Annotated in this window: 20 protein-coding genes and 1 pseudogene; 8 read left to right on the top strand and 13 right to left on the bottom strand. The window is 70.1% G+C overall.

Translation table 11 applies throughout. The features are described 5' to 3' along the window. Positions 1–57: 57 nt before the first annotated feature. From O2W20_RS09655 to O2W20_RS09645, 3 genes are read right to left on the bottom strand one after another with little or no spacing between them, the layout of a single operon-like run. The gene (locus tag O2W20_RS09655; protein ID WP_269172844.1) at positions 58–408 is read right to left on the bottom strand and encodes a hypothetical protein; all 351 of its coding nucleotides are present in this window, start codon (positions 406–408) and stop codon (positions 58–60) included. Further along, positions 386–1969: a hypothetical protein gene (locus O2W20_RS09650; protein ID WP_269172845.1), complete on the bottom strand. Its 1584-nt coding sequence runs from the start codon at positions 1967–1969 to the stop codon at positions 386–388. The genes O2W20_RS09655 and O2W20_RS09650 overlap by 23 nt, the downstream gene beginning before the upstream one ends. Further along, entirely contained in the window at positions 1966–3498 is a 1533-nt protein-coding gene (locus O2W20_RS09645; RefSeq protein WP_269172846.1) for a hypothetical protein, read from the bottom strand. The genes O2W20_RS09650 and O2W20_RS09645 overlap by 4 nt, the downstream gene beginning before the upstream one ends. Before the next feature lie 239 nt (positions 3499–3737). Between O2W20_RS09645 and O2W20_RS09640 the strand changes: the two genes are divergently transcribed. The 3 genes from O2W20_RS09640 (at position 3738) to O2W20_RS09630 (ending at position 8597) form a co-directional block, all read left to right on the top strand. Further along, on the top strand, positions 3738–4367 hold the full coding sequence (locus O2W20_RS09640) for a hypothetical protein (RefSeq protein WP_269172847.1): 630 nt from the start codon (positions 3738–3740) through the stop codon (positions 4365–4367). After that, positions 4364–6400, top strand: coding sequence for a hypothetical protein (locus tag O2W20_RS09635; protein WP_269172848.1), 2037 nt, complete (start codon positions 4364–4366; stop codon positions 6398–6400). The genes O2W20_RS09640 and O2W20_RS09635 overlap by 4 nt, the downstream gene beginning before the upstream one ends. Before the next feature lie 91 nt (positions 6401–6491). Further along, positions 6492–8597, top strand: a complete 2106-nt coding sequence (locus O2W20_RS09630) for a hypothetical protein (RefSeq protein ID WP_269172849.1) — start codon at positions 6492–6494, stop codon at positions 8595–8597. 45 nt (positions 8598–8642) lie between these two features. Here the strand turns inward: O2W20_RS09630 and O2W20_RS09625 are convergent, their stop codons facing one another. Then, on the bottom strand, positions 8643–8897 hold the full coding sequence (locus O2W20_RS09625) for a hypothetical protein (RefSeq protein ID WP_269172850.1): 255 nt from the start codon (positions 8895–8897) through the stop codon (positions 8643–8645). Positions 8898–9554: 657 nt separating this feature from the next. Here O2W20_RS09625 and O2W20_RS09620 point away from each other — a divergent pair. Genes O2W20_RS09620 through O2W20_RS09610 form a run of 3 tightly spaced genes read left to right on the top strand, consistent with a single transcriptional unit; the run spans position 9555 to position 10699 of the window. Next, positions 9555–9950: a MarR family transcriptional regulator gene (locus tag O2W20_RS09620; RefSeq protein ID WP_269172851.1), complete on the top strand. Its 396-nt coding sequence runs from the start codon at positions 9555–9557 to the stop codon at positions 9948–9950. A gap of 54 nt (positions 9951–10004) precedes the next feature. Then, positions 10005–10484 (top strand): hypothetical protein, encoded by a 480-nt coding sequence (locus O2W20_RS09615; protein WP_269172852.1) that lies wholly within the window; start codon positions 10005–10007, stop codon positions 10482–10484. Continuing rightward, positions 10481–10699 carry a hypothetical protein gene (locus tag O2W20_RS09610; RefSeq protein ID WP_269172853.1) on the top strand — a complete coding sequence of 73 codons (219 nt, stop codon included), beginning with the start codon at positions 10481–10483 and terminating at the stop codon, positions 10697–10699. Before O2W20_RS09615 ends, O2W20_RS09610 begins: the two co-directional genes overlap by 4 nt. Positions 10700–11455: 756 nt before the next feature. On the opposite strand, the gene O2W20_RS09605 is transcribed toward O2W20_RS09610, so the two are convergent. From O2W20_RS09605 to O2W20_RS09580, 6 genes are all read right to left on the bottom strand, one after another. Continuing rightward, positions 11456–12037, bottom strand: coding sequence for a hypothetical protein (locus O2W20_RS09605; RefSeq protein WP_269172854.1), 582 nt, complete (start codon positions 12035–12037; stop codon positions 11456–11458). 58 nt (positions 12038–12095) lie between these two features. Then, positions 12096–12473 (bottom strand): hypothetical protein, encoded by a 378-nt coding sequence (locus tag O2W20_RS09600; RefSeq protein WP_269172855.1) that lies wholly within the window; start codon positions 12471–12473, stop codon positions 12096–12098. A gap of 635 nt (positions 12474–13108) precedes the next feature. Beyond that, a complete protein-coding gene (locus O2W20_RS09595) occupies positions 13109–13291 on the bottom strand; it encodes a hypothetical protein (protein ID WP_269172856.1) in 183 nt (60 codons plus the stop codon). A gap of 111 nt (positions 13292–13402) precedes the next feature. Further along, entirely contained in the window at positions 13403–13525 is a 123-nt protein-coding gene (locus O2W20_RS09590) for a hypothetical protein (protein ID WP_269172857.1), read from the bottom strand. After that, entirely contained in the window at positions 13522–13659 is a 138-nt protein-coding gene (locus tag O2W20_RS09585) for a hypothetical protein (protein ID WP_269172858.1), read from the bottom strand. The genes O2W20_RS09590 and O2W20_RS09585 overlap by 4 nt, the downstream gene beginning before the upstream one ends. A gap of 42 nt (positions 13660–13701) precedes the next feature. Beyond that, the gene (locus O2W20_RS09580) at positions 13702–14655 is read right to left on the bottom strand and encodes a DUF7669 domain-containing protein (protein WP_269172859.1); all 954 of its coding nucleotides are present in this window, start codon (positions 14653–14655) and stop codon (positions 13702–13704) included. A gap of 82 nt (positions 14656–14737) precedes the next feature. Between O2W20_RS09580 and O2W20_RS09575 the strand changes: the two genes are divergently transcribed. Continuing rightward, positions 14738–15466 (top strand): DUF6308 family protein, encoded by a 729-nt coding sequence (locus O2W20_RS09575; protein ID WP_269172860.1) that lies wholly within the window; start codon positions 14738–14740, stop codon positions 15464–15466. Between the two features lie 87 nt (positions 15467–15553). Here the strand turns inward: O2W20_RS09575 and O2W20_RS09570 are convergent. Continuing rightward, positions 15554–16119 (bottom strand): annotated as a pseudogene (locus O2W20_RS09570) (transposase); the annotation flags it as partial. A gap of 226 nt (positions 16120–16345) precedes the next feature. On the opposite strand from O2W20_RS09570, the gene O2W20_RS09565 reads away from it, so the two are divergent. Further along, positions 16346–18466, top strand: a complete 2121-nt coding sequence (locus O2W20_RS09565; protein WP_269172861.1) for a DEAD/DEAH box helicase — start codon at positions 16346–16348, stop codon at positions 18464–18466. Between the two features lie 506 nt (positions 18467–18972). Here the strand turns inward: O2W20_RS09565 and O2W20_RS09560 are convergent. Beyond that, positions 18973–19359: a hypothetical protein gene (locus O2W20_RS09560; protein ID WP_269172862.1), complete on the bottom strand. Its 387-nt coding sequence runs from the start codon at positions 19357–19359 to the stop codon at positions 18973–18975. Between the two features lie 450 nt (positions 19360–19809). Beyond that, positions 19810–22245 carry an AAA family ATPase gene (locus O2W20_RS09555; RefSeq protein ID WP_269172863.1) on the bottom strand — a complete coding sequence of 812 codons (2436 nt, stop codon included), beginning with the start codon at positions 22243–22245 and terminating at the stop codon, positions 19810–19812. Between the last annotated feature and the right edge of the window lie 16 nt (positions 22246–22261).

Here is a 22261-nt window from a genome sequence, read left to right as displayed (position 1 = left end):
CTCTGCGGGAGGCGGTCTGGGCCGGTCAAGGGATCCCCGCCCCCGAGTCCAGGGTGGCTACCTGCACGCGGGGGCGGAACGCGTCACCGCGGGCGGTGAGCCGGTCGGCGTAGACCTTCCGGATCGCCCGGGCATCAGCCTCAGCTCGCCGAACAGCCGCTCGCCCTGCCGGTAGGACAACCGGAAGCGCGCCAACCCACGAGCGTCGAGGAGGAAGCGATGAGCAACAACAAGTTCGACGAGCCGTGCGACGAGATCGCCGCCCGCCGGGGCGCTGCCGAGCGGATCGGCGCTGACGTCGACCGGGTGAACCGGGTGCTCGAGCTGGAGAAGCTCCGCGCCCGCACCAAGCTGACCCAGGCCGAGTTCGGCATCCGGATGGGCCTCAGCCGGCCGCGGTTGCGGCATTGCGGCGCGTTGGAGTCCGCTCGCAACCGTCCAGGGGCAGTACGAGGTCGTGGTTCGCGGCCGGGTCGTTGATGCGGACGTACCGCATGGCCATCTCCGCCGAGCGGTGCCCGGTCACCTCATCGGCGATCTCCTGGGGCTCCATCTTCGCCTCGTTGTAGGCGAGCGTCGCCGCAGTCACCCGCATAGTGCGGGTGCCGTAGTTCCGTTCCGTGCCGTCCTCGGCGGCGTCGAGGTCCTGCACAGTGTGCGCCAGTCGGCGGATCGCGTGGCGCCCACCGTTTCCCCGCAGCGCTTCCCCGCGCCGACCGATGAAGAGCGGGTCGTCATCGCCCGCGCCGCTGCGGCGGCGCATCTCCAGATGGTCGCGCATCCGGCAGGCGGGGCAGGAAGGCTGGCAGGCGGCGGGGTCGTCGGCCAGGTGGTCGAGATAGCGCGCGAGCACGTTAGGCCTGGCCTCGCCCTGACGTGCGGCCGCGTCAGAGCTCTTCTCGTCAATGACCTGGTAGCCGTAGCCGCCCGTCCCGGTGAGCTGCAGCTTCCCGACCGTCAGCCGCTCCAGCTCGATGTGCCGGCGGCCGTTCACCACCCCGCAGAGCTCATAGGCCAGGTCGCGGCGGCGCTGCCCCAGCCACGGATCGAGGTTCTCAAGCCACCACATCCGGTCCTCGGGCCTGTCGCCGTCCCAGGTGGCCGCGATCTGGGCCCGGAGCTCCGCGGCCGGCCGCAGCCGTCCGTCGACCTTCCCGGCCTCCACCGGGAACCCCCGAGCCCAGGCCTGGAACAGCGGCTGCAAGTCGGCGCTCACGGCCGGCGGGGTTCGCCGGTTCGCCCGTTGGGTCCGGTCCTCTACGCGAGGCATCAGCGGACGGTCGGTGGCCGCTGCCGTGGGCAGGTCCAGCGCGGCGGTCAGGGCCGCGTAGAACTGCGGCTGTCGGACCGCGTCGAGCCGATATTCGCCGCTGCCGTCGGTGATCACGACGGCGTCCGGACGGACGTCGAACGCCGACCAGGGCAGCCGCTGGACCCCGCCGCCGGTAGAGGTCGGGTCGACTCCAAGAGCCTCGGCAGCGGCGACGACACCGCGCAGCCGCACCGCGAGCGGGCTCAAAGGGTGCAGGCTCGCCCCAGCCCGCTCCGCGGCGACGTTGACTTGCGCTTGCGTGAGCGCGTCTGTACGTACGTCTTTCAGGGTGCCGATCTCGGCACGAAGCGTCTTCAGGAACAGCCTGACCCGGCGGCCGCGGGGATCGGGGTGGCCGTTGCGCCGCTGCTCGTCGGCGACGATTCGGGCGAACGTGGTCGCGTGCGACCACGACCAGGCGTCCTCCTCGCCGACCACGGTGTGGTGGTGAGCGAACAAGAACCGCACCAGAACCTGGTCAGCCCCCGGGTAATCCGGCTGGGGCCGTTCGGGGGGCTCCGGCGGCTGGCTGTTGGCGGCACACCACCGCAGGTACTGCGAACGCCGCACCTGGTCGTCGCGGCGCTGCTTCTCGCTGCCGCGGCGGTCGACGACCTCGGCACTGACCTCGTCCCGCGCCTTCCCCCTGCCGCTCATGCGAGCTCCAACAGCTTTGCCACCGGGCCACGGCTGCCGGCGGCGCCGGCGGTGTAGATCAGCGTCGTGTGCAGCTGCTGATGGCGCAGGCCCCGCTGGATGTCCACGAGGGGCCAGTTGTCCAGCTGCGCCTGCTGCGCGTAGCCGCGGCGGGTGGAGTAGCTGGAGTACTCGGCGGGCAGCCCAGCGATGCTGCAAAGCAGCGCGAGGTCGTCGCCGGCGAGCTCGTCGCCGGTCGTCCCCCGGTCGATGGGCTCGCAGGCCTCCCTAGGCGACTTGACCAGAAGGACGCCCTCCCGACCGCCGGTGGCGGCGTCGCGCACGCAGAGGTACTCCGCCATCGCCTGAGCCGCCGACGTGCCGCCGGGGGCGCTCCACTCCAGTGGCCGCCCTACGTCCTTCACGCCGGGCTGGTCGTCCTTCGTGCCGCCGAGCCGGATCCGGTAGCAGCGATCCGCCGGGTCCGGAGTGACGGCGTTTCGGTCCAGGCCGACCAGGTCGGAGTTCATCCGGAAGCCGCAGACCCAGCTGGTCACCGTCCACGCTCGCGCCCGCACCCACCTGAAGCCCGATTCGACCCCGACCGCGAGGACCAGGCCGCGCCGGAGGCCAGCCCGCTCCCAACGCGTGAGCGTCGGGGCCGGAGTCAGCCCCACCCGCCTGGGCTCCGGCGCCCGCAACCCCGGCCACCGCGCGCACAAGCTCTTCAGCTGGTCCCGGAGCTCCCGCCGCCCGGCCGACAGAAGCGGGCCGTCGCCCGGATGCTCAGCGAGCACGGCACGCACCGCACAGGCAGTGCAATCCCACGGCACGCCGCGGACGTAGTCGGTGTGGTTGCACGGTAGACCGAGCACGCCGTGCGGCCCGCGCAGCTCGAGCGGTCCGGGCGCCTGCACGTCCTGGTTGCCCCGCAGCGTGACGTCGCCGGGCTGGAGCCGGTGCAGTTGTCCCGCGAGCAGTCGCGTGTCCAGGGCCAGGAGCACCGCGGCCCGACCAGCGTCGAGGCGCGGCGTCCGGGCCGGCTCGGCGACCAGCAACTGAACCATCTCTCGGCGGAGGAGCGGCTTGACCGGCTGCCGCGGGAAGTCGCCAGCCGAGCGGCGCTTCCCGTCGCGCCGCTTGAGCCCTTTCATTAGGGCCTTCCAGTCACCGACGTACTGAGGCTGCTTGTGCGCTGGGACAAGCCCGGCCTGCTCGTAGTGCCACCCGACCGCAGCAACGATGGTTCCGATAGTCCCGGCCGAAAGCGGAAGGCCGTCCTCGCGGCACTCGAGCGCGAGGTCCTCGAAGACAAGGAACGGCGCCCGCAACGGGTCGATCGTCTCGCGGAACCGCACACCAGTCTCAGCGCACAGACGCTTCCACCGCTCCCAGTTCTTCTCATGGTTGGAGCGCGTCGACGGCGCGCGGCTTTGCTCGCCCAGGTACGCATCGATCGCAGCATCGAATGCAGCCCAGTCCTCGATGACCTTCGGGATGTACTTCAGCTGCCGCGTCTTGGCACCCGGCCCGTGCGCCACTCCTCCCATGCGGCGCGACCGTCCCGAGCACTGCGCGATGCGCAGGGGTCCCGACGCGAGATCCGGGGAAAGTGTCGCGGCGTCCGGCCAGCGACACCGAACGTGCCGCGGTTCGCCGAACGACACTGCCCGTCCGATGGGCGACACTCAGGCCCGCGGGGCCTATGGCCGACCGTCGGTGGGTTGGGCCACAGCGAACGGACGAGCCGGTCCCGGTACGGTGCGGCCCAGCCGTAGGGAGGGAACGCGTGCCGTCGTCTGCAAGCCCGGTCCAGCACGCCATCCGCCTCCTTGCCTTGATGCGGCAGGCCGGCGGTCCCGCAGGCGCCCCCGGGGACCCGCAGAACGCGGTGCTCGCGGTGCGCAGCGAGTTGCGGTTGCAGGCCCTGGACTTCTGGCTGCGCAACCCTGACTACCTGGCCGCCGAGCTGCTCACCGAGGTGGAGGCCGGGCGGCTGGACGCGTCATACGTCGACGTGGCCTCAGCGCTCCTGGACGACCCGGAGCCTTCCCTCCGGCACTACCCCATGCCGCGGTGGCTCTACGGCGCCTACGAGCCGCTGGACGATGCCTTCGCGCACCTCGAGGCGTACGGCCTCGCGGCCATGCGCCGCATGCCGGGCGGGCATCGGAACCAGTTCTTCCTCCTGCCGGCGGGCGTTGCGGCAGGTGATGACCTCGAGGCCGCCGACTCTGCCCTGAGCTGGTACCCGCGGCAGGTCAAGCTCGTGCTCTTGGTCGCTCGCGACCACTCGGGTGCGCAGCTGAAGGCCCGGCAGTACCAGCAGGCCTCCTACGCGGAGACCGAGCTAGGCACCCACATCGGGCCCATCGGCGACCGGGTGCGGTCACGGCTGAAGGAGAGGACGGCATCGTGAGCGAGCTCGCGCGAGCGGTCGCGGAGAAGCTGAAGGGCGCGGTGTCCCAGCAGGACATCGAGATCATTCTCCGCGAGTCTCGGGTCACCACGTCGGCGACGGTGCCGACCCCGGTTCGGCTCAGGGTTCTGCACGTCACCTTCTCCGGCGTCAAGCGGCTTGAGACATCCGACGGCGACGTCACCGAGGAGCCGTTCGAGTTCTCGTGGGACCTCGGACCAGGGCTCTACGTGGTCGGCAGCCACGACAACCTCCACGGCAAGAGCAGCGTGCTGGAGATCATCCGCTGGGCGCTCCGGGGCCGGTCCAGGGTCCAGCCGGACGTACGGTCGTGGCTGCGCCACGTACACGTCGTGTTCCAGGTCAACGAGGAGCACGTCGTCGTCGACTTCGCCGTTTACGACAGCCAGCCCCGGGGGTCGGTGTTCCGGCAGGATGCCACCGGGTCCGGCCGGGTCGAGCTCGCGCGCTTCGGTGACGAGGGCGGATTCGAACAGGCGATGGACTCCATCATGATGACGCGGCTCCACCTGCAGCCCATCGCGGCATGGCAGGAGGACCAGGCGGTGGAGCACGCCTGGGTGGCCTACGCCGGCGCCCTGTCGATTTCTTCCAAGGGGCTCGACCAGCTGCTGGGAGACGTGCCGTTCGGGGGGATGGCCAGTCGACTGCTGTCGATGTTCGTCGGGGCCGCCTGGGCCGCCAGCAGGGCCGAGGCCACGACCGCGGGGAGGGCAGTCGACGCGGCCCTGGACCGGCTGAACCAGAGAGCGACGCAGCAGGAGGAGGCCACGGCGGGGAAGCGTGCCGCGGTCGAGGCGGAGATCTCCAGGGCTCAGGCGGCCCTGGCCGACGTCCCGGACGGGGGCGTCCGTCTTGCAGAAGTGGACGCCGCAGTGGAGCGCGTGACCCGGCTGGGCTCCCGCGTCGCAGCCCTTCGCCTACAGCTCGACGCGCTCCGGGACGTCGAGCGCGGGGCCCGGCGCGAACTTCGTGAGGAAGAGGCTCGCAAGCATGCGCTGCTAGAGGACGCGCTTGGGCGCCGGTTCTTCAACGCCTTGCGCCCGAGCGCCTGCCCGCGCTGTTCCGCACCGGTGACCGAGGAACGACGGGCACACGAGTCCGAGGGACACGAGTGCTCGGTGTGCACCACGGAGCTCGACCTGGAGGCCTTGGGGCAGGAGGTCCTTGTCGCCGCCTCGGCGCCGGCCCCCGAACGCGCTGCTGCCCTCGCGGGCGCGGCGATGCTCAACGGCCGTTCCGCGCCGTCGGAGGAGACGCCGGCGGAAGGCGACGACGCCCTGCGCCGGGTTCTCGCAGACACCACCCTGCGGGTGCAGCAGCTGGAGGCCCAGCTCCAGGACGTCGAGCGGGAGCGGGAGGAGGCGGCGTCCCGCGCTCGGTCCGGTGGCGAAGCCGGCGGCCTGCTTGAGCGGCGGCGGACCGCCGAACTCGCTCTGGCACGCGCGCAGGGGGCTCTGGAAGCCCTTCAGCCGACGATGTCGTCCGCCGACGAGGCCGAGCGCGTCGTCCTCGAGCAGCGGCGCAAGGTCCTGAAGGCCACAGAGACGGTCACGGCGGACCGGGTGAAGGACGCCCAGCGCGACGTCCTCACGACTTTGTCGCAGAACATCACAGATCTCGCCCGCGAGTTCGGCATCCCGCAGCTCTCGTCGGTCGAGCTCGGTGGCGGCGCAACGCTGAAGGTGCACAAGGGCGGCGTTTCCACGTCCTACGGGAAGTGCACGTCGGGTGAGCAGCTGCGGCTCAAGGTTGCGACTGCCGTCGCCCTACTTCGCGCCGGGTTCGCCAGCCAGACCGGGCGCCACCCCGGCCTGCTGACGGTCGACTCGCCCGGTTCGGAGGAGGCCACGAAGGTAAGCCTCGACGCGATGCTCCAAGCGCTGCAGCAAGCCGCCGCCGAGTCACCGGACATGCAGGTCATCGTCGCGACGACGCGCACCGAGATGCTGGAGGAGCTGGTCCCGGCGGACCGTCGGCGGGTCGCCAGACCCGACGAATACCTCTGGTAGCCAGGGCCACCGTTCCGTCGGTGGTCGGCGACAGGCTGGCCCCGCGAGCGACCGCACGGACGGTGAGAGCCCCCGACGAAGGAGCAGCGGCATGACGGACGACGGCGTGGATGGCACGGCTGCCAGCCCCCAGGTCATCCCGAACGCGCGCAGAGCCAGCAGCGTGGCCGGCGACTGGTCCGTCCCCGCCGACCGAGTGGCCGGCCTCGCCAACACTCCCGGTCTCATCGACCTCACGATCCTCCTCGTCGACGAACCCCCGCACGCGGCCCAGGCCGTTGCCGCCCACTCCGCCGTCATCGATGCGGTGGGCGAGTCCACCAGCCCCACCATCTTCATCGAGTGCCTCACCGCGTTGCTGGAAAGCCCGTCCGTCCTCCAGACGTCGGCGGTCCGCCTCTCCGACATGTGCCTGCGAGCGGCCCGGCCGCCGGCGCCCTCAGCTGGTCTGCAGGAGTGGCTACGTGCGGCCAAGGCCCTAGAGGGCGCCACCCGGATTGCCCTCGGGGAGTGGGTCTCCCACTTCGCGGTCCTTGCCCAGCTGGTGCAGCTGCCGCCCGTCAGCCCGCCCTCGTTCGCCCGTGTCGCGCTGCGCTGCCTCGCGGCAGCGTACGAGCGCTGGCGGGAGCAGGCCCTCGTCGCCGCGATGGAGCAGCTGGCGGGCCTGAACTCCCCCGTCGCAGCGCCCGTCGACCCCGAAACCGCCAAGAACTGGTCCCACGAAGTCGCAGCCGATGCCGCCTATGAGCTTGGATGCGCGTCCCTGCTCCAGGCCCTCGGTGGGCAGACGCTGACCGACACTGAGACGCACCTGCAGGACGCGGAGCGGCGACTGGACGTCGCTGCGGCCAGCAGAGTCGACGCCGCCGCCATGGCCGACGTCTCGCGTCTGCTGGCAGCACATCTCCCCACCGACACCGGACGCGCCCTCCTCAGCTCGACGGACCTGCCCGGCCTTGCAGTCCGGCTCGACGAACACGTGCGAGAGCACGTGTTCTGGTCCACTGGGCTGCCGCACTGGCGCTTCCCCCGCCTCGATGCCGAGGTCGCCTGGGTTGGGCTCGCCAACGACGTCGTCCGCTCCAGCGCCGCGTTGACGGAACCGAGCTGGTACCAGGCGGAGGCGATGCTCGCCCACGTCCTCGCCGCCTACACGGCGTCCCGATGTAGTCGCGTCCTGCGCCGTGAGGACCAGGTCGGCGTCGCCGCCATCCTCGGGCCCGTCATCGAGGATGGCATCGCCGTCCGGGCCGGTCTCATGAAGCACCTCGACGACCACGTGCGGGCGCTGGAGGCCGGCATCGCGGCGTCCGGCGGGGTGGGGACCGGGGTCGGGGGGCCGGCGGACGAGGGAGCTGTCGACGTGGAACTCGAGGCCGCCCGCTCCCTCCTGGCGGCCGCCCGAGAGAAAGTGGTAAACGCCGAGCGCTTCCCAAAAGCGAAGGGCGGCGCCGACGCCTTCGTCTCCACTGACGGCCAGCCGGAGCTGCCCTTGCTCGAGATGATGCTGGACCACGACCTCGCCGCTCTCACCTCCATCCCGGCCCATGTGGCCCAGGCCCTGGAACGGCGCATCGCCGAGGGCCATGAGGGGACCGGCTTCAGGGCCTCGCCTGGCGACGTGCTGGTCATCAACGAGACGTTCGCTCGCGTGCGACGGGAGCTGTCGGCCAGCGCCGAGTACCGCGGCGACGTGAAGTTCGCCGTCGACGAGATACTGCTGCTACTGCTGCGATTCTGGCGCTCGCGCGACGGTCTGGGTGAGGCCGAGATGCCCTACCTCTTCAAAGCGGACGCGCTCGAGAAGGAGCTCGCCGCGGACCTGAAGACGTGGTTCGACGGAACCCCGCACGCAGGTCGGACCAAGACCGAGGTTCGTCACGTCGGTGGCGGCCGTGTCGACGTGGCGTGCGTGTTCCCTCTCTTCACCCTGTACATCGAGCTCAAGAAGGACGTCCGGAAGATGGACCTGGTCAAGAGGTCCAACTTCCTGTCCCAGACCTCCGGCTACCAGAGTGCGGACGTGCGCCTGGGCTTCATGGCCGTACTCGATCTGCGCAAGCGGACCGGTCCCACCCCGAGCCTCGACTTCTCCTTCGACGTCGTGTCCCGAGAAGATCCTGAGCTGGGTCAGCCGAGGTACGTGGTGGCGATGCTCGTGCCCGGAAACCGGACGGACCCGTCGTCGATGCGCTGACCCAACGGTTGCCCTGCCGCGGTCCTTCACGAACGCCCTCGACCATCAGCCTTCGTCGCGCTCCTCGGGCACACGGTGGGCTTCGTGCGGCAGAGGCAGCATGCAGGGAGTGCCCATGTCATCGACCGGCACCGAGCAGAGAGGCAGCGGACGACCCGCGTCGCCCTCATGCTCGTCGCGGGCCGCACGGGTCGCTCGGAGGCCCGCGAAGATGCGCAGCGCCTCCTCGCGCTGCTCGGGGCTGAGGCCACTCGCCAGCTGGACGTCGAAGTTCTCACCGGGGTCGCCCACGTGCGTCATGCCGTCTGCCTACCCGACGGCACTGACGGACGGGGCGCTCGCCGACCGGACACCAAGGGAGCTATGCGGCGGAGAGACGCGTGCGCGTGGCGGGGACCGATCGGACGAACGGCCCGTACCAGGACCGGCTAACCAGCAGTAGGGGACCTTGCGGACTGTGCGCGCTCGACCTGCCGGCCGGGGTGCGGCGCACTGCCGTAGTGGGCCGGCTGACGTGGTGCGGCCGTCGTGGTGCGTCGTGGTGCTCCCGGTGAACGCCTACCCCGCCGGGCGCACCACCGCGTCCAGCTGCTCGGCGAGCTCGTCGATCAGCTGCCGCCCCGGGCCCTCGAACAGGTTCCGCACCCCGGGACCGGTCAGATCGGCCGGAAGAGGTCCGTCGAGGGGTCGAGCTCGTCTCCCACATCGGTAGTCGCTCAGCGCACGGCTCCCGCACCTGGAGCAGCACCGGGCTGCCCAGTGTGCGGCCACCCCGGCCGACGACGCGGGACGGCTGCCTCGTCGAGGAGCCGGCGCACCGTCCGGTGGGAGGCACCCAGCTCGCGGGCGATGTGGCGAGACTCGTCCAAGTGTCAGTCCGAGACTTGCGGGTGACATTTCTTGCCAAGCGGCCTCCACTTGCCGAGATAGCAGGCCATGTTGGCAAGTGTGGCAAGAGTGAACTCTGAAGCCGTGCCGGCTGACCGTGAGCGGGATGCGGCGTTCGCGGACGCTTTGGACGAGGGCGCGCGCGTACTGATGCGGCTGTCGGGGAGGCTGCGCGCACTTCACGTGGGCGAGCAGGCCGCGGACCGCGCGGCCGCGCCGCCGGGGCCGGCGCCCGTCGACATCCGGCGGGCCCAACCGCTCGGTGAGCGACAGATGGCGGTCCTCGATCTCAGCGGCCTGGGCGCGGAGCTCGGGCTGGCGGCCAGCGAGGTGGCACAGGCTCTGGAGTACACGCCGTCGAACGCGACCAACATCCTGAAGCGCCTTGAGGAGCTGAACTACCTCGTGCGCGTTCGAGACGAGCGGCCGGTGCGGTGGCGGCGGGCAACCCCAGCCGATGGCTGATCAGCTTCACCGGAGGCGGACTCGTTCCGGCGCCGGCCGTCGACGAGACCATTCATGAGGCTGCTCAGCTGGAACTGCGCAAAGGCGCTCCACAGCAAGTGGGACCCGGTCATCGACCTGGCGCCCGACATCCTCGTCGTCCAAGAGGCTGCCTGCCCAGCGGTGCTGCGCGCCAAGGGCGTGCCACTACCGGACCAGGCGCAGTGGATCGGAAGCGATAAGCACCGAGGGCTACTGGTGGCCGCGTTCGGGGACTACCGACTGCGGGTGGCCGAGACCTACTTCCCCGGGCTGCACTGGGTGCTGCCACTGGAGGTCACCGGCCCGGAGGCGTTCGCCCTCTTCGCGACGTGCGACACGTACACGATGAGCCGCCAGGGAGACCCCGAAGCGGAAGCCTCCGACGCAGTCATCACCGCCCTGTCCCGGTATGCGGAGCTGTTCGCTGGAGGCAACGCAGTGCTGGCCGGCGACCTCAACAAGAACGTGAAGTTCGACGTGCGGAATGGGACGCGGACTTCGCCCCGACCGTGAAGGCGCTGTCTGGCCATGGCTACGTCTCCGCTTGCCACGCCCACCGCGGCGAGATGCACGGTGAGGAGACCGAGCCGACCCACTACAACCTGTACCGACAGCATTCGCCGCACCACCTCGACTACTGCTTCGTACCCGTCGGCTGGCGCATCGACGACGTGGTCGTCGGGGGGGAACGAGCAGTGGGTCTCCCCCGCGGCGAAGTGGCGCAGTGACCACGCACCCCTGACCGTCGACGTCAGCCTGTGGTAGCTCGCCGGACCACGGGCCGACGAACTGACACATCTCGCCCCTCCAGGTGACGCCAGGGCGTGACGGCAGGAGGCAGTATCCCGGGGATGGGGCGCGTCAGGCTTACCGCAGGCGGTGTCAGTCCAGGGCAGGTCCGTCTCAAACCGTCGGGCGCGAGCGAACGGCTGCGACGGCCGGGAGACGACATCAACTACACGACCCGCCCCGGGGAGCAATGCAGGGTCTGCGGCCGGAGGGCGGCCGTCCCCGAGAGCGGGCGCAGCAAGCTGTGCCAGGTCTGCGCCCCGGACTGGCGGATCATAGCCGAGGTCGCCGCAGCGCTGAAGGCCGCCGGGCAGCCACCACTGAGCACTCCGGTCCCCGCCGGCAGTCCCCTGCACAAGCTCCGGTCGCGCGGACTCCAGGCCAAGGCGCGGCTCGATGACCGTCGGCGAAGGAACAAGCACGTCGCACCGCCAGCCGCCGCGCCGAAGACGTCATCAACGCAGGCCCGTGCGCAGACGTCTCCGACGCCGCGCCGGTTGAGCACTCAGGACAAGCAGTCGGGAGTGCGGCGGTTGCGAGCGCGGATCGTCAGCATCGAGCGGCAGCTGGGCCGCGCAACCACGCTGCGTCCTCACGCTCGGGCAAGGCTCGAGGAGGAGCTGGGCGCAGCGAGGAGGCTGCTGGCGCGCTGGGACGACACCCGCTGACTTGCCCGTTCAGCCGATGGGTCACTCCTACTCGTCGACGTCGCCGTCCCCCGGCGGCCATTCGCCGCGAGCCATCAGGTCGTGGACGTAGTCCTCGGCCTGCTGCTCAAGACGGTCGGCGGTCGTGACGATGGCGAGGGCTCGGCGTTCGATGTCCTCCGGGTCGACCAGGCCGAACATGCGATGGCTCCCGAAGGTGCCGATGTACAACTGACTCCCCGGCAGCCTGCGCAGGGCACGGTTCCCCTTGCCGGGGCCCGCTGATGCGATGTCCTCGTCGAGGACCGCGTCGTCAAGGTGCTCAAGGGCATCACGGAGTGCTGTGAGCACCGGGTCCGGCTCCGCCTCCGGCTTGCCTCGTTCGCGAGCCAGGCGGCGAACCCACTGCTCCAGCTGATTCGTGGCCCACACGAGATGATGCTGCGCTACCCACAACTGCTGCCCGCGCGTGAGCAGGTCCCTCTCCGTGATGGTCCACTCGCCGCGTTCGTAGGCGTGGTCGAGGTCGTCGAACCGCTTGCGGTCCTCCCGTACATCGCGAACCCGCCCGCGGACCTCGTCAGCCCAGACGTCGACGAACCACTGCGCCGTCTCTTCCGCTGAGCTCACCCCAGACCCTCCATCGGCATCTGTCCCATCGCCGAACATCGGATCCCAGCCCACCCGGCTAGACGCCCGGGATGGCGCCGGGCGACACCGGGCACGCCACGGTCCCTTGCACGAGGGCCCAGGTGACCGCGGCGTCCGGGTCGATCGTCCAGTGGTAGGTCATCGGAACCGTGACCGCCGAGAAGGCGAACATGCGGTTGTCCGGTGAGGCTGCGACGGAGATCTGCTGCTCGTCGAGGTCGACGACCCCGGTGCTGTCCCACATCTCGTAGTGCTCGTCGGTGGCCGTCCTACTCCAGAGCTTGACCTCGGTCTCGATCGGCCGGTCCCCGCTGCCGGCGCGGCGGACGATGCTGACGTAGTACTCGCCGACGTCGACGAACTGCGAGAACTCGCCGTTGGAGCTGACCTCGTACCAGAGGCGGTCACCGCCCATCCGTGGAGTCGCATGGATGACCTGGCACCGGACGAACGGAGCGGCCTGCGGTTCCGACGTCTGCAGACCACCGGCCCAGCCGGCGCTGATGGTCAGCGTTGCGGAAGCGCCGGGTGTAGTTGGCAGGTCGGGCAGCGGGGCCTGAAGCGGTTCGTCTTCGACATCGGTCACGAACGCGAAGGGCTGCACGGTCACCGGTGGCGGAGGCGGTGGTGTCGAAGGCTTCGGTGCGGCCGAGGGGCTCGGAGCGGCCGATGCGGAGGGCGAGCGCGACGGCGCTGAGCTTGCGGACGGCGACTCCGACGGGGCCGAAGTGGACGAGGCCGAACGCACCTCGGCCGCTGGCTCGGAGTCGTCGGCGTCGTCGTTGCAGGCCCCGACGACGACCAAGACGGCCGCCACCGCAAGCAGCCCTCTCCCCCGCATGGGCCGAAGGTAGCCGTAGCCGCCGGCGAGTCCAGGTAGGAGCGGCAAGATGGTGCACCGCACACACCGGCGGCCCCGCCGGTACCGCCCTTCGATCGACGGCCTAGGGCCGCAACCGCCGGACAGCGGCGGCCATCTCCTCCGCAGTGAGCGGACCCCATTCGTCCTCGACCTCACCTATCAACCGGTCGAGCGCCGCCAGCCGCAGCTCACGCGCTGCCACGGCCGGTTGGAGGCCTCCCGGAGTGCGCGGCGGGGCGCGCGGTGTGCCGGGCGCCGTCGGCGGTCAGCCACGCCGGCGCGAACTCCGGCTGGTTCAGCACCGTCGGCTCCTCCGACGCCGGCCCGTCGTCCCACAGCGACCGCGCCCAGCGGCGGGCCTCCTCGATCATCTCCGTAGCCGTCTCCAGCAGCGCCTTCTACCGAGCTACGACCTCCTCAGCGGTGTGCAGCGACGCTGCTGTCGCGCGTAGCTGCCGCTGCAGCTCGGCCACGGCAGCGAGTCACTGCTCCAGCAGATGCTGGCGGTCGCCGTCCGCGGCGGTGAGCTCGCGCAGCGTGGCGGTGAGGCCGTCGATGACGCCGGTGAAGATGTCATGACCGGCTGGCCTACGCGGTGTTGTCACCGCTGCTCCTGCTCGTGGTCATCCTCGACGGGCCAGAACGCCTCGGGGACGAGACCGGCGGCGCGCATCAGCGTCTCAGTGTCAGCGATGCGCCGAGCGAGCTCGGCGTCGTCTGAGGTCGGCTCGACGGTCACGGGGGCAGGCTACGAGCGACCACCGACATCACGCCCGTGAGTTCAGTTGAAGCGGTACTGCCCCCGGCCGGCTCGAGTGAAGTCGGCGTAGCTTGCAACGCCCTCGCCGGTGGCATCGGCGCACAGGTGCGCAGCGATCATCGTGCGGATGGTGCTGTCGGCGTAGCCGGTGCCGCGGCGACGCATCTCCGCGATGACCTCCGGCATCGTGAAGGCCTCCTGCCCGCTGCGCGCGACGACGGCGCGGGCGGAGGCGAGGATCTCCACGCGCGCCCCGTCCCGCGTCGCGCGGCTCGGTGCAGCATCGACGGACACCGCCTCGGCAGGCGGCGGCACGGTGCCCCCGGCGCCGGTGCTCGGCGCGTCGACGGGCGAGACGCTGACGGGCAGCGCGTCGACCCGGAACGCGTACAGGCTCAGCCCGTCACCGACCGGCTCGAGGACGGCGCAGGTGGCCGTCACGGTGCCGGGAACCGCGGCGGTACCGATCGCGCGGGCGGCCGTCACCGGCAGCGCGGACAGCGCCGCGGCGGGCAGCGTCACCGTGCCGCCCACGGACTCGGCCCAGCCGAGCCCGTGCCGGAGGCCGGCGCTGGCCACGTAGCGGACGAGCCGGTCGTTGAGCAGCTGCACCACCCACCGGTCACCGGCCGGCACGGCGGCCACGCGCAGGAAGTCACGCAGCAGCTCGCCGAAGGTCATCGTGTCCGGAGAGAAGCCGGTGCGACTGTCCCGCGGGTACTTCAGCTCCACGACGGCGCCGCCGGGGAAGTCCACGGCCAGGTCGAGCTTGCCGCCGGCGAGCTCCGGCGCGGGCACCTCGGCGGCCAGCCGGCCCGGTGCGACACCGAACTGCTCAAGCACCAGCACCGTCTCCAGCCGCACAGTGTCCTCGGTCAGCAGGTGTCCGCGGCCGGCCGCCCGATGCGCCGCTACCCGCGCCGCCACCGCAGCCCAGACCCCCGGCCAGTCGATCACCGCAGCATCGTCCAACACCGGCCGCACCTGCCCTCCCCCCGACGCCCCGACCGCCCCGCATACCAGGACCATCGTGGTGGGCCCGCTACGGTCCAGCGCCGTGACCACCCCTCCCCCACCCGAGGTTCCCGAAGACTGGCCGCGGCCGGAACCCAGTGAGCTGGAGGACGCGCGGCGGGTGGCCACCGAAGCGCTCTCCGATGACACCGCCCGCCCGGCCACCGAGCGGCTCGCGGGGCACTACGACCCGGCCAGGCGGGGCGCTGGCACGACGTTCCTCGAACTGCCCCCGGTCGCCCCGTCCACCATCACCGCAGCTGACCTGCACGCGCTGACGGTGCTCAATGCGCCCGTGGGGGCGCTGATCACCCGCCGGTTGCTGTCCGACTCCGCCATCCGGGCGGGCATCGACGAGGCCCTGGCCGGGCTACCGACCGATGCCGACCTCGCCGCCGCGGACCGCTCGACATTCGAAGCGATGGAGGCACTGGCGCAGGCCATCCATGCCGGGTGCTGCGACCCGTGGGTGGCCGCACCCAATCCGTGGGTGACTTCGGCCAAGCTGTGCACCCGCAAGCGCCCTCGGTTGTTCCCGGTGCGTGACCGCGTGGTCTGCAAGGGACTGGGCCTGTACGGCACCCCACTCCGGCGGTACGGAACCCGCCGGGTCGACTGGCAGGTGTTCGCGTTCCTGATCGGGGAGCCGGACATTCTTCATCGGCTCGATGAGCTCACCGAGCAGGTGCAGACCACGCACAGGGTGCGCTGCGACGCGGTGCCGTTGCGCGTGCTCGACGTCGCCTTATGGACTTGGCTGCCCCGCGCCTGAGCCCCCGCCCAACTTAGGTTTCGTCGATGCGTGTCGTCGACGAAACGGTCCGCTCACGTGCGTCCACGGAAGGCCCGTCGGCGTTCACCCCGAGGCGACCAGAGCGTGCACGTTGACCACGCGGCCGCCCCCGCGGACCTTGAGCACGAGCGCGTCGGCAGCCAGGAACGCGCAAGGCCCCTCGTCGAGGGGGCGGTGGCGAAAGTCGGCGACCTGCGTGTCCAGGTCCCTGGCCATCCCGCTGACCTGGGACTTCGACGGGCGGGTGATCCCCAAGCTCTCGACCAGCTTCTCCATCCGCCGGGTCGAGACGCCCAGCAGATAGCAGGTCGCGACCACAGTGGTCAGCGCGCGCTCCGCCCGGCGGCGCCGCTCCAGCAGCCAGTCCGGGAAGTAGCTGCCGAACGCAGCTTGGGGATCGCGGCGTCCAGGGTGCCGGCGCGAGTGTCGAAGTCCCGGTGCCGGTAGCCCTTGCGGACGTTGGCCCGCTCGGCCGAGCGGGCGCCGTACTCGGCGCGGCAGACAGCGTCGGCCTCGGCGCTCGTCACCGCGTCGATGTACGTGGTCAGCATCGAACGCAGCAAGTCGGGACTGGCCTGCTCCAACTGCTCGTGCAGGAAGCGGGCAGGGTCGATCAAGGGGGCAGCGGTCATCGCGTGGAACTCCTCGATCTTGAGTGGGAACTCAGTCCGAAGAATCACGCGGTGGCCACCTACACCTCTACGCCGACGCCCTCACCCGGCCCGTTGGCACACCACCTCGGTAGACGCCACTCAGCGAACGACCGGATGTGGCACAAATCACCAGTAGTTGACTGCGCTCTCCGCGCAGCCCCGCACCTTCCAGGGAGCCAAGACCCACAAGCCCCTGGAGCATTCGTTGACCAACACCTCTGTACCGACGAACGTCGACCCCGAGCTCTCGGAGACTGCCCTCGACGTCAATGCGTGCATTCAACTTCGTCCACACCAGCTCGCGGCCATCTCAGCCGCCACCAAGACCCTCTCCCACCACGATCGCGGGCAGTTGCACATGGCCTGCGGTACAGGCAAGACCCTGACCGCCCTGCGGCTGGCTGAGGCGCTGGAAACCGAACTGGTCCTCGTCCTGGTGCCTAGCCTCTCCCTGCTCGCGCAAACCTTGCGAGAATGGCGTCAGCACTCACTAAGCTGGTTCTCCGCAATCGCGGTCTGCTCCGATGACACGGTCACCGACGTCGAGACGTCGGTCTCTGTCGCCGACATCCCGGCACCGGTCAGCACCCAGCCGGAAGTTGTCGCTGGGCACCTGACCAGCCGACGGCGTGGTGGCCGGACGGTCGTATTCGCCACCTACCACTCCGCTGCCGTAGTCGCCGAAGCGCAGGCGATGGGCGCGCCCACCTTCGACCTGGCACTCGCCGACGAGGCACACCGCACCGCCGGGCACGCCGCCCCAGCGTTCCAGCTCATCCTGGATGCCGACCGCATTCGGGCGCGGAAGCGGGTCTTCATGACCGCCACTCCGCGGCTCACTCGGGCGCGGTCCGCAACGTCGATGGACGACGAGACGCTTTACGGGCCAGTTATGTTTCGGTTCAACTTCGCTCAGGCCATCGAGGCTGGACTGCTGTGCGACTACCAGGTCGTCGTCGTAGGCGTCACGGACGAGTCCATCCGGCAGCAACTGGAGGAGGGCGCCGAGCTCTTCGTCGGTAATCACGTGCTGACCGGCCGTGAGGCTGCCGCATCCGTTGCCGTCCTCAAGGCGATGGAGGACTACGGCATCACCCGAATGGTCACCTTTCACGGTGATGTGAGCCGCGCGGAGCGCTTCGCGACCGCATTGCCCGGCATCGCCTCGGCGCTCCTTTCGCCCGAGCGCGCTGTCCAACTGTCCACCGGGCACGTCAACGGCGGGATGTCCGCCGGCGAGCGCACGGCACTGCTGGACAGCCTGCGCACTCTGCCGTCCGGCCATCGGCGCGTACTTACCAACGCCCGCTGCCTTACGGAAGGCGTCGACGTGCCGGCCATCGACGGCGTCGCCTTCATCGACCCGCGTAGCTCCTACGTCGACATCGTCCAGGCGGTTGGCCGAGTGCTGCGGACGGCACCCGGCAAGACAATCGGCACCATCCTGTTGCCCGTCTACCTCAGTGCTGCCGAAGACCCCGAAACAGTCCTGTCCTCGTCGGCTTTCGAGGACGTGTGCACCGTGCTGCAAGCGCTGCGCGACCACGACCCGGCGTTCGGTGCTGCGCTGGACGCCGCCCGAGGGCAGGTCGGCACACGAACGATGATGCCGTCGCTTCCGGGCAAGGTCATCGCGGACCTCCCAGACCGGCTCGATAGCGACTTTCATACAGCCCTGTGCACGCGCCTACTGGCGCAGACGACGAGACCCTTCTGGGAGAAGCTGCAACTGCTCGCCGACTACATCACCGCGCACGGCGACCTCCCAAGGCCGAGCGCGTCGCGGGAGCTGCACCAGTTCATAAAGACCCAGCGCAATCGTCGGAACCACGGCTACATGAGCCCGGAGGACATAGCGGCTCTCGAATCACTTCCTGGTTGGCTTTGGCAGTCGCCGCGCATCAGCGGAGAACTGAGGTCCCGCGCGAGGGCCATGCACGACTCCGGCATGTCCCTCAGAGCCATCGCTAATCACTTCGCGACCGAGGGCGTCGAAAGCGCCTCTGGTCCAATCACCTGGAGTAGCTCCGCCATTAGGACCATGCTCAGCACCAACGCGGAGCGCGTGGCCATTGCCAGTAGCCGAGAAGAAAGATGGGAGCGCCGGTACACCGAGCTGAAAGAGTGGACCGACGCATTCGGGCCACTCAAGTCGCGCAACGTTGGACTGGACCCGGCACTTCGAAGCTGGATAATGAACCAGAAAGCCTACTACCGTGCTGGTGCCCGTGCGATGACGCCCCAGATGGTCACCCGGCTCGAGGCGCTTCCCGGCTGGTTTTGGGAGTACGCGAGACCCGTTCGGCGCGACCGCCAGGCGGCTTGACGTTATGGCAGGCAGTCTACCGGGTGTGCTGAAGTCCCCCGAGTTTCAGCCTCGTGCGGCCATCGGCTACCCGCCGGCGTCAGTCTGTCCAAGCACGACCGCTCGAGGTTCGACAACACCGAGCCAGGTCGCCGGACCCCACGCTTCCCTCCCTACTTCGGTCCGGGTCGACGGGTGCGCTCATCCTGAGATGATGACACCAGAACGGGGACTGTCGAGGCCCACCGAGATGCTTTGCCGATTAGGCCGCTACCCGGGCTCCTGCCCGGTTCAGCGACTTCACATTGGCGTGGTGTCGTCCGAGGCGCCGGAAGCCTCTGCGGCGACGGTCGGCCCAGTCCCTTGCTGTCGAGCTCCATGCCATTCTTCTACCGCAGCGCCCGGGCCGGGTGCTCACCGGGACGGTCACCTGACCGGTTCACGCAGGTGGATTGAGTCGTACAGGAGCCAGTCCCCGGCCACGATCAGGCGCCTGCGCCGTAGTGAAGGGAAGCCTGAACCTACGGCTACGGGGCTGCCGCGCTGAGGAACTCCCCTCCATCGGCGGTGAAAGTGCGGTGATCGGCAGCGACGTGCAGCCCGCCGCCACAGAGCCCCGAAGCCACCAGGGTCAGCAGGCTGCGTGGTCGGCCGTCGGGGCGTTCAAGCGACGCAATCACGACGACATCGAACTGCCCTCGGTGCTGCTGCAAAGCTTCAAACAGATTTACCTGCAAGAACAGCTCATCGCCGATGAACACCACCTCGTCCGCGACCGTCCAGCCGTGGCTGGCTGCGCACGCACGCATGGCCGCAAGCTGTTCGTCCGTGCTGGTGCCACCGGCACTCGTGACCGCGAAAAGGGCCGCGCGGGTCGCGTGCGCGGGGACGGCGTGCAGGTGGGGAGCCGTCACGACTTGCATTCCTGTCGCGTTTCTAAGATCGCCTGTCACGGAGTTGTCCCTCTGGTGCTCTCGATGGAAGGTGTCAGGTACTGGCGACAGCAGCGTGCGTGCCACGCAGGGCCGGGGCAAGGTCGCGCACGGCCTCGAGCCACCCGCGGAGTTCGGCCGCCGTTGGCGCCAGTTCGTAGGCATGGTGGTGGCACGCACGGCTCAACCCATGCCACGCGGCCGCGGCTTCGCGGGCCACGTCGCCGCTGGCCTTGCTCCGGAGAACAAGCAACTGCGCCCGCATGGATACGTGGTCTGTGCCAGGCGCCGTACGGTCCCAGTAGGACCGGAGTTCCTGCTCGAGAGCCGCGCGGACGATGAATGCAACGGTGCGCGGCCACCATCCCCCAGCGTCGGAGGTCTGCGCTCGGAGCAGCCGGTCCGCCTCGGCGAGCAACTCGGCCGACCCGGTCACCGGGATGCTCGCACTGGCGTGCGGCCCCGGAGCCACTCGGTCAACCGATAGGTGTCGCGCGCCAGCTTCAGCGACTCGACCGCCCGGCCACCATGCACACCCTTGTTGCACATCTGATGGACATCGCCAGCCCACTGCCCTTGGCGGGCGTTGTAGTGGGACAGCACCTCGCCGCCTCGCTGGGCGTCGTCGAAGAGGGCAAGCGCCGTCGTGGCGGTCAGGGTCGTCGCGCCAGCGATCGCCGACTCGACATCGGCGTGCCGCTCCCCCCGCCCTAGCCGCTTCCGGCGGATGACCTCGTGACAGGCCGCCTCTAGCGCATTTCGGCAGAACCCGGCGACGACCTGCTGCCTGATGTCGTCGGGCAGTCCCGAGGTCGACGCGACCGCCCGGGCGTCTTCCAGGTACCGGGACACTGGATCGGCCGACAAGGTCAGTTCGACGACGCTGCGTTCCTTGCGGTGAACCTCCTGGATGGGGGCCTGAATCTGCAGTCGGCGGACGGCCTCCGGCAGCCGGTCGTCGTGCGTGAACACCACGACCTGGTGGGTGCGGGCAACCTCGGCCAGGACGTTGGCTAGCCCCTCGACCTTCGCCGGGTCCATCGCCTGGACCGGGTCGTCGATGACGAGGAAGCGAAACGGGCTCTGGTCAAGCATGGCTCGTGGAAGGAACAGGGCAAGCGAGAGGGCGTGCAACTCGCCCTGACTCATGACGCCGAGCGCGGTGCCGCTCACGCCATCGACCGTGACGTCGAGGGCGACGCGCCTCTTGGTGTTAGAACCTTCCAGACGCACGGGTCCGAGATCGACGCTGCTTTCCCGGCGCAGACTGCGCCACACCTCGGCCGCCTTGGCCGCGATCGGCGCCAGGCCCTCGTCGCGCAGCACGCCAGCCTGGCCCTTGAGCCAGTCGCAAGCGGCCTTGAGGTCGACACGGACCTCCGCCCGAGCGCCGACGCCACGGGCCCGCTCGACGTAGGTCTGCAGGTGCCGAGCGACCGGCTGCCACACGTCCTCGCGGCGACCGACTTCCGCGCGCGCCGCCTCCGCTGCCTCCGCTATGTCCTCGGCGAGGCGCGCAGTGGCGTCTCGCAGGGCCGCGACCACCGTGGGCGCGTCCTCCGACCGGGCGTCCTCTGCCCAGGCCCGCCAGCGCTCAAACAACCCGTCCGCGGCGATACCCACGGGCACCGTTTCTGCAAAGGCCGGCGGGGCCGCAGCGGTTGCCGCGGCGGCGGTGCGCGCGGCGCGCAGGCCAGCCCGGGTCCGGTCCGCCTCGGCGGCGGTCTCCTTCAGCCGGGCGACCTGCGTTGCCGTAGCAGTACGCCAAGCGTCGTCGAGGCGGTCGGTCGCGCCGCAGACTGGGCAGGCCGCGTCGTGCGTTGTATGAGCGTGTTCGAGAGCCTGTTCCAACAGTGCGGCGAGCCGGCGCGCTTGGTCGCTGTCACCGCCGGAAATCTTGGCCATCGCGGCCACCGCTGCCTCGACGGCGTCGGCGGCAGCCGCCGCGGCCTGCGGGTCGGGTGGAGTCAGGGTCATCCAGGACCGCAGTGCCGCGAGATCACCCTCCGGTTCCGTCGTTGAGCGCAGGACCTCGTCTGCCGCATCGAGGTTTGCCGCCCGGCCGCTCAGCGCCGCGGCCGCCCGACGGGCTCGGTCGTCGTCCACCCCCGCCAGCTCGATGATCAACCGCTTCTTGTCGGCGGCAGTCTCCTTGACCTCTCCGTCCAGCTCGCGGAAGGCGCCGGCCAGTCGCTGCTGCGCAATTGCCACCTGCTCGAGCCCCAAGATCGAATACAGGGAGTCGTACAGCTCCGAGGGTTTGCCCTGCAACATGGCGCCCAGCTCGGAGTAAGACAGGAAGGGCCGGTAGGCCGCCAGCGCGTGCCTCCAGCCCAGGTCCGCGTATTCACGCCGGGCGCCGCGTCGTTGCGTCCAGACCGACGAATCGGCCACGTCTTCGCCGTGCCAGGTGCGCGCGACAGTGACGCCCTCGCCGTCCACGTCCAGATGGACACTCACCGTCGGGGCCGAGTCTCCCCAGTGCAGGTTGCGCCAGCCGTCACGCCAGACCGTGCCACGGTTCTCCCAGCGAGCGTTGGCCCCTGTCAGCGCGATCTCGGCGGCCTCGGCGAAGCTCGACTTGCCGGAACCGTTGCGGCCAACCACCAGGGTCAGCCCCGGCTTGGCCTCAAGGTCCAGTGATGCCTGCGGCCCGATACCCCGGAAGCCGGTGACCGTGATGTTCGTCAGGTAGGTGCTGGGGACGTCGACCGCCACCGGAGCCGCGATGGCCGGACGCTCGCCGCGGGCAGCGCCCTCAAGCGCCGACGTCAGCTGCTCATCGCTCTCGTACGCCGCGAGAATGAACAGTTTCGCTGGCTCGGTCAGTTCCGAGGCGTCAGCCCGATCGAGGATCTTCGACCTCACTCGGTCCTCATTGGCG

The organism is Modestobacter sp. VKM Ac-2982 (assembly GCF_026967935.1).
Classification (GTDB): domain Bacteria; phylum Actinomycetota; class Actinomycetes; order Mycobacteriales; family Geodermatophilaceae; genus Modestobacter.
This window is presented reverse-complemented; position numbering and strand designations above follow the sequence as displayed.